Origin of the sequence: Pseudarthrobacter sp. J1738, assembly GCF_050490315.1 — a bacterium.
In the GTDB taxonomy this organism is placed as follows: Bacteria; Actinomycetota; Actinomycetes; order Actinomycetales; family Micrococcaceae; genus JBNPEO01.
Genome location: NZ_JBNPEO010000004.1, coordinates 22,199 through 35,381 on the forward strand (window position 1 = coordinate 22,199; position 13,183 = coordinate 35,381).

Here is a 13,183-nt window from a genome sequence, read left to right on the forward strand (position 1 = left end):
TGGGGGAAGCACCAGGTGTTCTTTTCCCCCCCCCCCCCCCCCTCTCCCCCCCCCCCCCCCCCCCCCCCCCCCCACGCCCCGTGATCCGCAGCGTCCGGCAGAGGCAATATTGGACAGTATCGCCGGGCTTGCCGGCGTGTACTGTGATGCTTTCCCGGAGCACCATATCGAAGCCATGGGGCTGATTGTCCCTGGCTTAGTGGACGCCGAAGCGGGCATAGGAATTTACTCGGCTAATTTGGGCTGGCGGGATTTCCCTTTTGGTCAAGAAGCTGAAGCCCGCTTGGGTGTCCCGGTCGCTTTTGGCCATGACGTGGGAACTGCAGGTTACGCGGAACTTGAGTTCGGTGGCGCCAAGGACCACCGTGACGTGGTCATTTTGGTGGTTGGAACCGGTATTGCAGCCGCAGTTTTTGCTGCCGGCGAGCCCGTGAGCGCTGGCGGCTTCGCAGGTGAACTCGGCCATGCTTTGGTGCCGAACCCTGACGGTGCCGGAACGGTGATCTTGGAATCAGTAGGTAGCGCTGGCGGAATTGCCCGCCGTTACGAAGGCTATTCTGGCCGCGCCGTCTCAGGGGCTCGCGAAGTCAGCTCCCTAGCCATGGACGGGGACCCGCTCGCGATTCGGGTATGGAGTCAGGCAGTAGATGCTTTGGCGTTCAGCATTTCGCAATGTGTCTCGATTATGGGCACAGAAGCAGTAGTTATTGGTGGCGGGCTCGCAGAAGCTGGAGATGCCCTGTTGGAGCCGCTGCGCGTGCGAGTAGACGAACTTCTTAGCTTCCACCGCCGCCCGCAGATTCTGCCCGCAGTATTAGGCCAGGACGCTGGGATCCTAGGTTCTGCTCTGCGCGCCCGCGAACTCCTTGCCCGCCGCGCAGAGGGAAAACTGGAACAGGAAACGCTCGCGGAAGAAGAGGTTTCCCCATGAGTGCAAGCGTGAGCATCAAGGGCGGTGCCGGTGATTCAAGCGCAGCTGCCAAGCGTGAACCACGCGTTGTGACGGTAACGCCCAACCCCGCCGTGGATACCACTTATCAAGTTGCAGCCATTGTTCGGGGGGCCAGTCACCGCGTTCCGGGGCCGCTGGTGCATGCAGGCGGTAAAGGCCTGAACGTGGCCCGCGTGGCCCATCAACTTGGCTTCCCAGTTCTTGCGATTGCCCCAGTTGGCGGAATCGCTGGTGCAGAGTTTTCAGAAGAGCTCAGCGCCAGTACGGTCCCACATCAGCTCATTCCGGTGGCAGCATCCACACGTCGAAGTATCGCCTTGGTCGATGCGAATGATGGCGAGACCAGCATTTTTAATGAGGCCGGTAATCCCCTGACTGTGGACGAATGGCAAAAGCTAGCCGCCGCCGTCGTAGATTCCCTTAGCGACGAAATTCACCCGGCTGGAGTCCTTGTAGGCTCGGGAAGTCTTCCCTCCGGGGCGCCAGCTGACTTCTACCCGGCACTTGTTGCCTTGGGGCACAATGCCGGAGTACCGGTGATTGTAGATACCTCAGGGCCAGGTATTCTCGCCGCAGCCCGGGCTGGTGCGGACCTACTGAAACCAAATCACCACGAACTCATCGAAGCGATGGGTCTCGAGGACCTTCCCTCGGCCGCGTGGGAACTCATCAAACTAGGCGCACGGATGGTGTTAGTCAGTGCAGGGGCAGAAGGAATGATGGCCTTCAGCGCTGAACACCCTGGAAAGTACTGGACGGCACGTTTGCCAGAGCCGCTCAGTGGTAATCCCACGGGGGCGGGCGATGCCGCAGTCTCAGCGACCGCCGTCGCGCTCGCCCAAGGAGTACGTGATCCGGCCGAAATTCTTCGCCGCGCCACCAGCTGGTCTGCTGCGGCAGTGCTGATGCCCGGCGCTGGTGAGATCTCAGCACGCTTCAGAGAGCTTGAAAAACTTTTGATCCTGACCGAAAAGGAATCGCAATGACTTTAGTAAACACTCGCGAACTGATGGACCAGGCTGCCGCCGCGGGAGTCGGTCAGGGCGCATTCAACGTGATCCACCTCGAAACTATTGAGGGACTTGTTTCTGGCGCCGAGCAGGCCGGACTTCCAGTGATTTTGCAAATTTCGGAGAACTGCGCCAAATACCACGGTGGTATAGAACCGCTTGCTGCTGCCACCCTAGCAATCGCTCGCCAATCCACCGCGCCGGTAGCAGTTCACCTAGACCATGCCGAGGATGAGCAGCTGGCGCTGCAGGCAGTGGACTTGGGATTCGGCTCCATCATGTACGACGGCGCCCACCTGGAATATTCAGAAAATGTTGCAGCCACGCAGCGTGTAGTTAAGTACGCCCATGCGGCGGGTGTGTACGTGGAAGCTGAACTTGGCAAAGTGGGCGGAAAAGACGGTGCCCACGCCCCGGGCGTTTTAACTGACCCGGATGAAGCAGTCAGCTTTGTTGCTGCCACCGGCGTTGATGCTCTTGCCGTGGCTGTAGGTTCCTCCCACGCCATGACCGAGCGGAGTGCTGCGCTGAACCTGGAGCGCATTGCTGCCTTAAAGGCAGCCCTTGACGTGCCCTTGGTGCTGCATGGATCATCAGGTGTCTCAGATGCAAACATCGTTGCGGCCATTGCCGCTGGAATGACTAAGATCAATGTGTCCACACACTTCAACGGGTTTTTCACCAGGGCAGTCCGTGAATATTTGGATGCCAACCCCACAGTGGTGGATTCACGAAAGTACTTGAGCGCCGGCCGCAGGGCATTGGTGCCTGAAGTTGCACGCTTGCTTGCACTCTTCGCCGGCCACGCCGGGTAAAGTCGGGTCACCGCTACTATGGCGGCCCCTTGAAAGGACACGATGAACCGCACTGAACGGCTGACAGCCATCTTGGATCTACTCGCGGAGAGCGGGCAGATCGAGGTGGAAGACATTGTCACGCAGTTGGCTGTTTCACCTGCCACCGCGCGTCGTGATCTTGACAGCCTGGCCAAGCAGCGGTTGCTGCAGCGCACGCGTGGTGGTGCCACCACCGGGTCAGTGTCCTATGACCTGCCTGGCAGGTACAACCGCGACGATCATGCCGTGCTGAAACACCAGATTGCTATGGCTGCTTCTGCTCTGATCGAACCAGGCTCCGTGATTGGCCTCAGTGGTGGCACCACCAGCACAGCATTGGCTCAAGTCATTGCCACGCGGGACGATCTCAACGCGCCTGCCAACCGGCCCACACTGACCGTGGTCACTAACGCCATTAACATTGCCGCGCAGCTGGCAGTGAGGCCAAATATCAAGATTATGGTCACTGGTGGAATTTTGAACCCCCGCTCCTATGAGCTGGTGGGCCCATATACGGACACCATTATGCAAAAGGTCGCTTTGGACATCGCGTTTATTGGCGTCAACGGGATCGATCCCGAGCTTGGCCCCACCATCAACGATGAAGGCGAAGCGATGGTCAATACCGAGATGGCCCGACGCGCTGGAAGTTCATACGTTTTGGCCGATTCTTCAAAGATTGGCCAGCGTGCTTTTGCCACGATGGGCGGTTACCAGCTGCGGAACCTCATCACTGATTCTGGCATCAGCGCCGATTCACGTGCAGCCTTTGAAGCACAAGGGATTCGCGTCATCGTTGCGGACAGCGTCGGATAGCTCAAAACAGCATGGGTGGAGCGTTGAGCACCGTTGCGGTTTCTTCGCGGTTGACCCACTGGGTAAAGGGACGGTCTAGCTTGTACTTTCCGTCAGCGCGGTGAAGCGTCCGAATTTCGGCATTCTCTGGGTTGTTCAGCGATTCAAAGTATTCAACCGACCAGTGAAACCAGCGCATACAAAACAAGCGCATGGTTAATCCGTGTGTGACAAACAGTGCGTTGGGGGCGTAGTTCTCTTTGGACCAGTGCCGGTACAGGGTTTCCATAAACGAGGAAATGCGGTCGTACACGTCGGAGCCGGATTCTCCTTCGCGGAAGCGGTAGAAGAAGTGTCCGTAGGCGTTGCGAAGTTCTTTTTGGTCTGCAATATCCCCGGCGATCTGGAAATTAGCCCAGTCTTGTTCGCGCAGCCTGGGCTCTTCAATCACTCGCTCCGCCAAAGAACCGAGGTTGAGGGCTTCCAGTGTTTGGTAGGCACGCAAGTAGGGCGAGACGTAAACACAGACTGGCTGCCCATCTAATTGACGCCGGATTTTCTCGCCGGCTTCTTTGGCTTGTTGTACGCCTAGCTCGGTCAGTGGGATGCGGTAATCCGGCACCCTGTTATAGATGGTGGTGTCCACATTGGCCGCCGATTGACCGTGACGGACCATAATGATTTGCTGTGGAGCGCTCATAGTCCCCAAGCATATCCACGTGGACGGGCAACTCAGAGTTGGTTCACAGGAAAGTTGGAGCATCACCATGGGTTATTCACGGCAAGATAGTGAAATGCTTACCCCTGCGCGCAAAAGACTGCGGCTTGAAATCCTGATTGTGCTTGGGCTTTCGTTGGGGCAATCAGCGGTCTATTCGGTAGTGCAGTTGGCTGACAAGATGAGCCAAGGCCCGCTGAGTCAGTCGACGTCTACACTCAATGCCTCGAGGAATAACCGCGAGTTCTTTGACGCTCTATACCAACTTTTGGACATTGGTTTCTCGCTGGTGCCGGTGTTGTTGGTGATCTACTTTTTAGCAGGGGAGGGGCCGGGTGCCTTAGCTCGGCTTGGGCTAAAGCGAGGTTCTCTGGGCTCGCTGGTCAAAGACGTATTGACTGGTCTGGTCTTGGCCGCGGTGTTGGGTGCCGGAACTCTGGCACTGTACGCCGCTGGCCGAGCAGCTGGAATTACGACGGCGATTATCCCCTCCGCCTTGGACGCTCACTGGTGGACGGTGCCGGTTTTGATCCTCTCCGCGGTGCGCCACTCAATTCTCGAAGAAGTTATTGTAGTGGGCTATTTGTTGGCCCGCTGGGAGAAATTGGGCTGGCGGGTTCCGGCAGCCATCATTGTTAGCTCGCTGTTGCGCGGTAGCTACCACCTGTATCAAGGGTTCGGACCGTTTATTGGCAACGTGGTGATGGGTTTGCTCTTCGCGTGGTTGTACTCGCGTCAGCGCAGATTGGTTCCGCTCTTGGTGGCGCACGCGCTCCTGGATATTGCTGCCTTTGTAGGTTTCAGCCTCTTTGGCAAAGCAATCGGCCTAGGCTAACGCGGAACGCTAACTCAGGCCGATCGATTTTATGCTTGCAGAAGTGTGAAGCCTAGATGGTGACAGCTCCGTTGGGAGTGTTGAAGGTGACGGACATAATGCCAGGTGTGCCGTGCGGTGCTACCCACTCAACGGCTACATCTTCTAGAGGCTGTTCTACTGGCTCACCCAACCATTCGGTAACGCGCTCAGCTGAGCCCGCGATAGTCAGTTTGGACATCGCGATTTCGCTGTTGTAGACGTTGGAAGGGTGCAGTTGCGGGTCACCCTCCCACTTGAGCATGTAGGGGACCTGCGGGTCTGCAATCAGACCGAGGATGCCAATCTGGTGCCACATCAATTCGCGGCCGTCAGGGAATTTGCGGTTGCCCGGGACTGCTGCTCTGCCAAGTCGCTGTTCAAAGGGGGAGAGGTCCTCGACTTCCACACACCATCCCATCCAGCCACCGCCGGCAGCGGAACGGGCGCGCACAGCTTGTCCAAACGGGGCTTTGTCCGAAGCGGGGTGGTCTAGGACCTCCACCACTTCAAGATAGGTGTGCCCAGAGAGGGGAATGATCATGTTACGAGTACCGAAGCGGGGATGCACTCCGCCACGGACTGCATCTACACCTAAGGCGGCGGAGATTCGTTCGGTAGTGGCCGTGAGGCCGTCGGTTTCACAAGCGTAAGAGACGTGATCCATGCGCATGCCATTCATCTTGGCACTTTGTGATGGAGGTCTCAGCTAAGGCTCACCTAAGCGTTATGGGATGTCCCTACATTCTGTGTGGTCGCAGTCATCTTCGTCATATTTGTCACACGCACTGGAGACTGCAGCTCGCGGGGCCTACTCTATAAAAAGGTCATGAGTGCCAGCGCTAAACCCCGGTTTGCTGGCCGGCAACCCTCTTCTAGCGGTGGGGTGCCCCGGGTGAAGACCAGGTTTCGCGGCAACGGGTCGCGGAGCAAGCGCGGTCCGTTCGCCTCAGTCTCGGCTAGAGGTCTCGGTCCTTAACCTGAGGAACGAACATGTCGAATTCATGGTCCTTTGAAACCCGTCAGATCCATGTTGGTCAGGAACCAGATGTCGCTACCGGCGCCCGGGCACTGCCGATTTATCAGACAACTTCTTTTGTTTTTCCTAGTGCCGAGAGTGCAGCCAATCGTTTCTCGTTGAGCGAGCTAGCCCCCATCTACACCCGCATTGGTAACCCCACGCAGGATGCGGTTGAGCAGCGAATCGCTAGCTTGGAAGGCGGCATTGGGGCGCTCCTTCTGAGCTCGGGCCAGGCTGCTGCAACTTTGGCAATCCTCAACGTTGCCGAGGCTGGCGATCACATTGTGGCGAGCCCCAGCCTCTACGGCGGAACGTACAATTTGCTGGCGCACACACTCAAAAAGTTCGGTGTGGAGGCCACCTTTGTGAAGGACCCGGACAATCTTGACCAGTGGCGTGCGGCTGTCAAACCGAACACCAAATTATTCTTCGGTGAGGTAGTTTCTAACCCGCGCCAAGATGTACTGGACCTTGAAGGTATCTCCGCTTTGGCACATGAGATCGGCGTTCCGCTGATTGTGGACAACACTCTGGCCACCCCCTACCTGATTCGTCCCATCGAATGGGGAGCAGACGTCGTCGTTCATTCGGCAACCAAATATTTGGGTGGCCACGGCAGCGCAATTGCTGGTGTGATTGTGGATTCGGGAAAGTTTGATTTCGCTGCTTATCCGGACCGTTTCCCTAATTTCAACACCCCAGACCCCAGCTACAACGGGCTGGTTTATGCACGGGATCTTGGCAAGGATGGCGCCCTCGGGGCCAACCTATCCTTCATCCTTAAAGCTCGAGTTCAACTCTTGCGGGACCTCGGCGCAGCAGTGTCACCATTCAACGCATTCCTCATTGCTCAGGGACTTGAAACGCTGAGCTTGCGCGTGGAACGCCACGTGGAGAACGCGGTCAAAACGGCCCAATGGCTTGAGGCTCGCGACGATGTAGTCTCTGTGGCTTACGCCGGTCTCGAGTCCAGCCCGTGGTTTGCCCGCGGTCGCAAATACGGCCCTCGTGGAACAGGTGCAGTGGTCTCGTTCGAATTGCCCGGTGGTGTTGAGGCTGGAAAGCGATTTGTGGACGCTTTAGAACTGCACTCGCATGTTGCCAACATCGGCGACGTCCGCTCCTTGGTGATTCATCCCGCCTCCACCACTCACAGCCAGCTCACACCGGAACAGCAAGCGGTTGCCGGTGTAACACCCGGTCTGGTCCGACTCTCCGTGGGAATCGAGCACATCGATGACATTCTTGCCGACCTCGACGCCGGCTTCCGCGCTGCCAAAGGCAACTAGCCAAGAACGGAGGTTGCCTTCAATGACTCTTATTGCTCCGGCTCCCGAACGTACGGCTCCCTTGCCTCCCCGCGACGGCTTTGTGGCTCGGCACAGTGTTGGTGCGATTGAACTCGAAGCTGGAGGTTACCTTCCTGAGGTCACACTGGCTTACGAAACATGGGGCGCGCTCAACGCTGACGCCTCCAATGCTGTTCTGATCGAGCACGCACTGACCGGGAGCACTCATGTTGCCCGTGGTGAGAGCAACGAATCAGGTTGGTGGGATGACCTGGTTGGTCCAGGGGCGCCGGTGGACACTAACAAGTATTTTGTGGTGGCCATCAACGTCCTGGGTGGTTGTTACGGAACCACTGGGCCGTCATCGGTGGCCGATGATGGTGCTCCTTGGGGTTCTCGGTTCCCCTTTGTCACGCTGCGAGACGCAGCAGTGGTTGAAGCGCGGTTAGCCGATGCCCTCGGGATTCGCCGCTGGCATACAGTCGCTGGTGGGTCTATGGGCGGGGCACGGGCGCTGGAGTGGGCAACAAGTTTCCCGGAGCGCGTGGAGCGTTGTGTGGTTATTGCCTGCGGCGCTGCAAGCACCGCGGAGCAGATCGCCTTTGCGCAGGCGCAAACCTTGGCAATTCGTCAGGATCCAGCGTTCGACGACGGCAATTACTATGCGGGACCCGCGCCTGAAGCTGGGCTCGCTTTGGCCCGCCGAATTGCGCACATCACCTACCGTTCGGAATCCGAACTCGAGTTCCGTTTTGGCCGCAAGCCGCAAGTGAATGAGGAGCCCTTGCGCGCCGCTTGCGTAGCTGATCGAGGACGCTACCAGGTGGAAAGCTACCTTGACCACCAAGGCAACAAGCTGGTGCAGCGCTTTGATGCCAATAGCTATATTGTTCTGACCGAAGCGTTGATGAGTCACGACGTCACGCGGGGGAGGGGTACCCTCAAGGCAGCCCTGGGCGAGGTTTCGAGTGCCTTTTTTGTTGCAGCAGTGGACTCTGATCGTTTGTATTTTCCGCGTCAGTCAGCAGAGCTGGCCGAAGCCTTGCCACACAAAGTGGAGGTACACACCATCAAAGCTGAAATTGGGCACGACGGATTCTTGACGCACATTGCCCAACTATCTGAACCGTTGCGGAAGTTCTTGGCCTAAGAGCCCAAACGCGCCTTAACCTCGCATAATCTCCGCGCGCTGAGCCATGTAATCCTCCATGGCAATTTTGCCGTCACTGAATTGGGCATCCAGTTCAGCTAAGCGGCGTGCCCGGAATCCACCGGCTGATGCGGTCCCAGCCTCATTCGGTGTGCTCGCCACGGGCGGCTGGTTGTTTACCGGCTGGCCATAAGACTGTTGGCCGTACGAATCCTGGTCTGGCAGTGGGCTCATATACCCCTGGTTGTAGCTTTGCTGCGTGCCTTGCCCATTGGGGCTAGTGGGGTGTGGAGGCCGATTGGTGTTGGGGAAGCTCGGCGGCAAATTCTGCGGCCGCTGAGCGCCCTGACTCTTGCGGATGGTGCGCATCACTAAAGGCACCACCCACGAAAGAATGATGACCCAAAAAATCCAACTCACGTGGCTCCCCTTAGTGACCTGACAATATCAGTGGCTTGACAGCATCGTGTGGCCATAAATTTGGTTGAGCTTCAAGGCTACGCCAAGCTCGGAGGGCACTGTGGAAGGTCCTAGTCTGTCTCGACGGCTGGTTCTCCACAGCCCAGCGGAGCGCCGCTGCCAAACACCGGTGCAAATACCGGCCGCTTGGCTGAGATCCCGTCACCTGAAGACTGGTGCCGGAGCCTGCGGACAACCCACGGCATGAAGTGTTGGCGTGCCCACACCAAGTCGTTGGTGCGAGCGGTTCGCCAGCTCTGAGCTGGAAGTGGCTTGGGGGAAAGTGGCTCGAGGCTGTGTTCTATGTTGAGCGAATCAAGCACCATGGCAGCAATGGTGTGGTGCCCTAAGGGGGAGAAATGCAGCCGGTCTTCTGCCCACATTTGAGGGTCCGCAAGTTGGCGCAAAGACCACATGTCAGCAACAACGGCGTCGTGACGATGAGCCACGGTCCGCAAGTTCTCGTTGTAGATGGCAACTTTGCCGCGGAGCCGGCCAAGTACTGTGGAGCCGGTGTCGGGGCCGTTAAACAAAATGACCGTTGCGCCGTTCATGGTAAGGATCTGAACTGCTGAGTCGAGCTTTTCGGCCAGTACGTCCGGGTCTCCGCCAGGGCGCAGTAGATCGTTCCCGCCTGCGGAGATGGAAACTAGGTCCGGTTTAAGGGCTAATGCGGGCGCAAGCTGTTGGTCAACAATTTGCTGAAGGAGCCGGCCGCGAATAGCCAAGTTGGCGTACGCAAAGTCTTCCTGATCTCGGCTTAACTCTTCCGCCACACGGTCGGCCCACCCACGGAAACCACCGGGAACTCCAGGCTCAGGGTCGCCAATGCCTTCGGTAAAGGAATCACCCAGGGCTACGTAGCGGCTCCATGGGTGACGTACTTCGGGTTTAGTGGTGGGCGGTTGTTGGGTGTTGGCGTCAGTCACATGCTCAATCCTGCCCCTTGGACGCATGGCTACGCTACCGTAGCTTTCATTCTGGGCGGTGAAAGTTAGGTCTAGAACTAGTTTCATTGAAGCTTCAAGTGTTGCCATGTAGGATGTTATGTATGACTGAGAGCCACAACTTTCCCGAAGCCACCGTCGTCTGGTCTGTCCCCGAAGAAGAGCGCTCTGGCCGCCCGCTGCTCCTGATGCTCCATGGCTACGGTGCCAATGAGGCGGACCTAGCGGGTTTGGCAGACATGCTGCCGGAAGAATTTGTGGTGGCGTCCCTCCGCGCGCCGCTCAGCGTCGGCGGCGGTTACAGTTGGTTCCCGCTCACCGCATCCATCGACTATTCCCTCGATGCAGTGAAGGCCGGAACGGACTACGTCTTCGAGTGGCTGGATCAGGTCAAGGGACAATTCAGCTCAGTGACGCTGCTTGGTTTCTCCATGGGAATGGCCATGGCAACCTCACTCTTACGTCACCGGCCCGCTGACTTTGCCGCCGTCGTCGGACTGTCTGGATTCACGGTTGAAGCGAGCGGGGACCCCTACTTTAAGGATGACGAACTCAACGGTACTGTGCCGTTGTTCTGGGGTCGGGACCAGCAAGATCCAGTGATCGGTGCTGAGCGGATCGAGAGCACCATGGCTTGGGTTCGGAAGCATGTGAAGCTGACCAAGGTGCTTTATTCAGGAATGTGGCACGGTATCAACCAACAAGAAATTGGTCACGTTGGCGAATTTTTGACGCACGAGGTTTTGACCACAAGATAGACCGCCACAAACGCGGTCAAAGCGGCACCTAAGATCGAGCGACGATTCGCACCGTGGCGCCGTTGACCGTCACAGTGTCGCCATCGTGTAATTGACGGCCACGACGGTCTTCGATCTCGCCGTTGACCTTTACCAAGCCGTTCTTGATCACCTCAGCGGCTTCGACACCATCCTCTGCGAGATTGGCAAGCTTGAGTAATTGCCCCAGACGAATCATGTCGTCACGGATTTCTACGGATTCAATCTCAGCGGAACTCATAGGATCAATCATGCCTGACGTAGGCTGGTCACGATGACTTCACGAACCCAGATACCGGTTACTTTAGGCCTGCCGCTTGCCATTGTGGCTGGCCTTGCGGTGCCCGTGCAGGGACGCATTAATGGTGCCTTGGGCCAGCGGCTTCACGATGGCTTGGCCGCAGCGGTGGTGTCCTTTACTACAGGGCTGATCGTTATGATCGTGGTTTCCCTAGTGGAACCTTCCGCGAAAGCTGGTGCAAAGCGCATCATTCCAGCGCTGAAAGCCCGCTCCTTCCCACCCCTATACGCGATGGCTGGTGCTATCGGTGGCTTTTTTGTAGTCTCGCAGTCCTTTACCGTGGGGCTGATTGGAATTGCGCTGTTTACTGTTGCAGTGGTGACCGGACAATCGCTGAGCGGATTGATCGTTGACCGGTTGGGCATTGGGCCAGCCGGGCGCAGATCCATCACCGTGATGCGTGTACTGGGCACCCTGCTGATGATCGCATCGGTGATATTTGCCGTCTCGCCTAGGTTAGGTTCCAACCACGGCGTGGGTGCGCTGGTTCTACCAATGCTTTTTGCCTTGTCCGCCGGATTTTTGATGAGCTTCCAACAGGCCATGAACGGTACGGCGACATTGCACTACGGCACTCCGCTGGCCGCAACTCTGGTGAACTTTATTGCCGGGACAGTGGTCTTGTGGATTATCTGGGGCGTCAAGGTAGCAGTGAGCGGTGTAGGCGCAGGACTGCCCTCTGAATGGTGGTACTACCTTGGTGGCCCCATGGGCTGCATCTTTATCGCGCTCAGCGCCACACTGGTACGTAGTATCGGAGTGCTGCTCACCGGACTAGGAATGATCGCTGGACAGCTCATTGGATCCCTGTTCCTTGACCTCACTTTCCCCAGCCCCGGAACCGTGATCACCCTAGCCACGGTTGCTGGCACCATATTGACTCTCATTGCCATGGTGGTGGCTACCTTGCCGTGGCCCCGGGGTGCTCTCTCCAAGAGGTTGTGATGGCAAAAACACTTTTCGTTGGCAGCTACACCGAAAATGCTCAAGGAGCGGGTGTTACATCATGGGCCGTGGACGCCGCCGGCCACCTAATTGAACAGCGCGCGGCTTCCACCGGTGTCCGGAACCCTTCCTACCTGGTGTGGCAGCAAGAGCGTTTGTTCGCCGTGGAAGAGCTCGAAGAGGGGGCTGTAGTTGAGTTAGATCCGATCACTCTCGAGGTCATCACCAGAGTCTCGAGCGGCGGCAGTTCTCCCTGTCATCTGGCGCCGTGTACCTGGAACGCCGGTGTAGAGGGCGAGTTGCCGGCGCAGGGCTTGATCGTCAGCAATTATTCCTCCGGGACGGTTGCCCTGTTGAATATCACAGAGGCTCTCACCGGCCCGCTGGATACCGTGGTGCAACACGGCGGTGGCCCGGTGCGGGATAGGCAAGAGGGCCCGCATGCTCATTCGAGCCAGCAAACACCGTGGGGGAGTGTGCTCGTGGCTGACCTGGGCCGGGATTCTATTGACGAGTACACCCTTCACAATTCGCGGCTGATCCATTCCGGGTCCATCACTTTGCCACCTGGGACGGGCCCACGGCACATGCGTCTGCTTGGAAATACGCTGCTGGTAGTGGGAGAACTGGACGCCATGATTCACGTCCTTGACCACAACGGCCTCAGTTGGCACTGGCGTGGGGCCAGCCAGCTGTTTGACGTAGAGAACCAAACGCTCGCCATGACGGATGGTCTATACCCTTCTGAGATCCTGAGCCTCCCGCATGTAAGCCGGGCGCTTGTGGCCGTTCGCGGACGCAACAGTATTGCCGTCGTCGAGGTTCCCGAAAGGCCTGTGATGCCGTTCCTAACGGCGGAGGTTTCCACGGCGGGCGACTGGCCTAGGCACATGGCGCTCGCAGGCCCCGGAGCGAGTGTGCTGTATGTGGCCAATGAACGTAGCCACAACATTGAACTGTTCGTGATGAATGAGGCCGGAGACCTCACCGTGGAGCCAGTGCAGAGCATTGCGGTGGGATCACCGAGTTGCGTGCTGCCGGTAGGCTAGATGAGTGCGTCCTTTTGGGACGCTGACAAGCAATTACACCCAGCGGACCGCACCCAGCGGCCCCGTTCACATTGGAGTTCCC

General features: G+C 57.9%; 15 protein-coding genes and 1 riboswitch. Of the genes, 10 read left to right on the forward strand and 5 right to left on the reverse strand.

All coding sequences use genetic code 11. The features are described from left to right. The first annotated feature begins 109 nt into the window (after positions 1–109). From ACQR35_RS07855 to ACQR35_RS07870, 4 genes are read left to right on the forward strand one after another with little or no spacing between them, the layout of a single operon-like run. The gene (locus tag ACQR35_RS07855; RefSeq protein WP_430269725.1) at positions 110–931 is read left to right on the forward strand and encodes an ROK family protein; all 822 of its coding nucleotides are present in this window, start codon (positions 110–112) and stop codon (positions 929–931) included. Beyond that, positions 928–1,938 carry a 1-phosphofructokinase family hexose kinase gene (locus tag ACQR35_RS07860; RefSeq protein WP_430269726.1) on the forward strand — a complete coding sequence of 337 codons (1,011 nt, stop codon included), beginning with the start codon at positions 928–930 and terminating at the stop codon, positions 1,936–1,938. Before ACQR35_RS07855 ends, ACQR35_RS07860 begins: the two co-directional genes overlap by 4 nt. Beyond that, positions 1,935–2,777, forward strand: coding sequence for a class II fructose-bisphosphate aldolase (locus ACQR35_RS07865; RefSeq protein ID WP_430269727.1), 843 nt, complete (start codon positions 1,935–1,937; stop codon positions 2,775–2,777). The genes ACQR35_RS07860 and ACQR35_RS07865 overlap by 4 nt, the downstream gene beginning before the upstream one ends. A gap of 42 nt (positions 2,778–2,819) precedes the next feature. Beyond that, positions 2,820–3,614, forward strand: a complete 795-nt coding sequence (locus tag ACQR35_RS07870; RefSeq protein WP_430268479.1) for a DeoR/GlpR family DNA-binding transcription regulator — start codon at positions 2,820–2,822, stop codon at positions 3,612–3,614. A gap of 1 nt (position 3,615) precedes the next feature. Here ACQR35_RS07870 and ACQR35_RS07875 read toward each other — a convergent pair whose 3' ends face one another. Further along, positions 3,616–4,293, reverse strand: a complete 678-nt coding sequence (locus ACQR35_RS07875) for a histidine phosphatase family protein (protein ID WP_430268478.1) — start codon at positions 4,291–4,293, stop codon at positions 3,616–3,618. A 94-nt stretch (positions 4,294–4,387) separates the two neighbouring features. On the opposite strand from ACQR35_RS07875, the gene ACQR35_RS07880 reads away from it, so the two are divergent. Beyond that, positions 4,388–5,146, forward strand: coding sequence for a CPBP family intramembrane glutamic endopeptidase (locus tag ACQR35_RS07880; protein WP_430269728.1), 759 nt, complete (start codon positions 4,388–4,390; stop codon positions 5,144–5,146). A 52-nt stretch (positions 5,147–5,198) separates the two neighbouring features. Here the strand turns inward: ACQR35_RS07880 and ACQR35_RS07885 are convergent, their stop codons facing one another. Then, a complete protein-coding gene (locus tag ACQR35_RS07885; RefSeq protein WP_430268495.1) occupies positions 5,199–5,837 on the reverse strand; it encodes a VOC family protein in 639 nt (212 codons plus the stop codon). A 152-nt stretch (positions 5,838–5,989) separates the two neighbouring features. Beyond that, positions 5,990–6,106: riboswitch (SAM riboswitch) on the forward strand. Between the two features lie 51 nt (positions 6,107–6,157). Between ACQR35_RS07885 and ACQR35_RS07890 the strand changes: the two genes are divergently transcribed. Both ACQR35_RS07890 and metX read left to right on the forward strand, forming a co-directional pair. Next, the gene (locus ACQR35_RS07890; protein WP_430268476.1) at positions 6,158–7,474 is read left to right on the forward strand and encodes a bifunctional o-acetylhomoserine/o-acetylserine sulfhydrylase; all 1,317 of its coding nucleotides are present in this window, start codon (positions 6,158–6,160) and stop codon (positions 7,472–7,474) included. Positions 7,475–7,496: 22 nt separating this feature from the next. Beyond that, a complete protein-coding gene (metX, locus tag ACQR35_RS07895) occupies positions 7,497–8,624 on the forward strand; it encodes a homoserine O-acetyltransferase MetX (RefSeq protein WP_430268475.1) in 1,128 nt (375 codons plus the stop codon). Positions 8,625–8,639: 15 nt separating this feature from the next. Here the strand turns inward: metX and ACQR35_RS07900 are convergent, their stop codons facing one another. Continuing rightward, positions 8,640–9,044 (reverse strand): hypothetical protein, encoded by a 405-nt coding sequence (locus ACQR35_RS07900; protein WP_430268474.1) that lies wholly within the window; start codon positions 9,042–9,044, stop codon positions 8,640–8,642. 110 nt (positions 9,045–9,154) lie between these two features. Further along, positions 9,155–10,012 (reverse strand): SGNH/GDSL hydrolase family protein, encoded by an 858-nt coding sequence (locus ACQR35_RS07905; RefSeq protein ID WP_430269729.1) that lies wholly within the window; start codon positions 10,010–10,012, stop codon positions 9,155–9,157. A gap of 122 nt (positions 10,013–10,134) precedes the next feature. Between ACQR35_RS07905 and ACQR35_RS07910 the strand changes: the two genes are divergently transcribed. Next, complete coding sequence (locus tag ACQR35_RS07910; RefSeq protein ID WP_430268472.1) at positions 10,135–10,788, forward strand: alpha/beta hydrolase; 654 nt, start codon at positions 10,135–10,137, stop codon at positions 10,786–10,788. Between the two features lie 28 nt (positions 10,789–10,816). Here the strand turns inward: ACQR35_RS07910 and ACQR35_RS07915 are convergent, their stop codons facing one another. Then, entirely contained in the window at positions 10,817–11,047 is a 231-nt protein-coding gene (locus ACQR35_RS07915; RefSeq protein WP_430268494.1) for an RNA-binding S4 domain-containing protein, read from the reverse strand. Positions 11,048–11,080: 33 nt separating this feature from the next. On the opposite strand from ACQR35_RS07915, the gene ACQR35_RS07920 reads away from it, so the two are divergent. After that, complete coding sequence (locus tag ACQR35_RS07920) at positions 11,081–12,052, forward strand: DMT family transporter (RefSeq protein ID WP_430268471.1); 972 nt, start codon at positions 11,081–11,083, stop codon at positions 12,050–12,052. Next, a complete protein-coding gene (locus tag ACQR35_RS07925) occupies positions 12,052–13,101 on the forward strand; it encodes a lactonase family protein (protein ID WP_430268470.1) in 1,050 nt (349 codons plus the stop codon). Before ACQR35_RS07920 ends, ACQR35_RS07925 begins: the two co-directional genes overlap by 1 nt. Positions 13,102–13,183: the final 82 nt, after the last annotated feature.

Coding starts and splice junctions, on each gene's coding strand:
- ACQR35_RS07860 (WP_430269726.1), top strand. CDS start 928: ATGAGTGCAAGCGTGAGCATCAAGGGCGGTGCCGGTGATTCAAGCGCA.
- ACQR35_RS07865 (WP_430269727.1), top strand. CDS start 1,935: ATGACTTTAGTAAACACTCGCGAACTGATGGACCAGGCTGCCGCCGCG.
- ACQR35_RS07870 (WP_430268479.1), top strand. CDS start 2,820: ATGAACCGCACTGAACGGCTGACAGCCATCTTGGATCTACTCGCGGAG.
- ACQR35_RS07875 (WP_430268478.1), bottom strand. CDS start 4,293: ATGAGCGCTCCACAGCAAATCATTATGGTCCGTCACGGTCAATCGGCG.
- ACQR35_RS07880 (WP_430269728.1), top strand. CDS start 4,388: ATGCTTACCCCTGCGCGCAAAAGACTGCGGCTTGAAATCCTGATTGTG.
- ACQR35_RS07885 (WP_430268495.1), bottom strand. CDS start 5,837: ATGCGCATGGATCACGTCTCTTACGCTTGTGAAACCGACGGCCTCACG.
- ACQR35_RS07890 (WP_430268476.1), top strand. CDS start 6,158: ATGTCGAATTCATGGTCCTTTGAAACCCGTCAGATCCATGTTGGTCAG.
- metX (WP_430268475.1), top strand. CDS start 7,497: ATGACTCTTATTGCTCCGGCTCCCGAACGTACGGCTCCCTTGCCTCCC.
- ACQR35_RS07910 (WP_430268472.1), top strand. CDS start 10,135: ATGACTGAGAGCCACAACTTTCCCGAAGCCACCGTCGTCTGGTCTGTC.
- ACQR35_RS07915 (WP_430268494.1), bottom strand. CDS start 11,047: ATGAGTTCCGCTGAGATTGAATCCGTAGAAATCCGTGACGACATGATT.
- ACQR35_RS07920 (WP_430268471.1), top strand. CDS start 11,081: ATGACTTCACGAACCCAGATACCGGTTACTTTAGGCCTGCCGCTTGCC.
- ACQR35_RS07925 (WP_430268470.1), top strand. CDS start 12,052: ATGGCAAAAACACTTTTCGTTGGCAGCTACACCGAAAATGCTCAAGGA.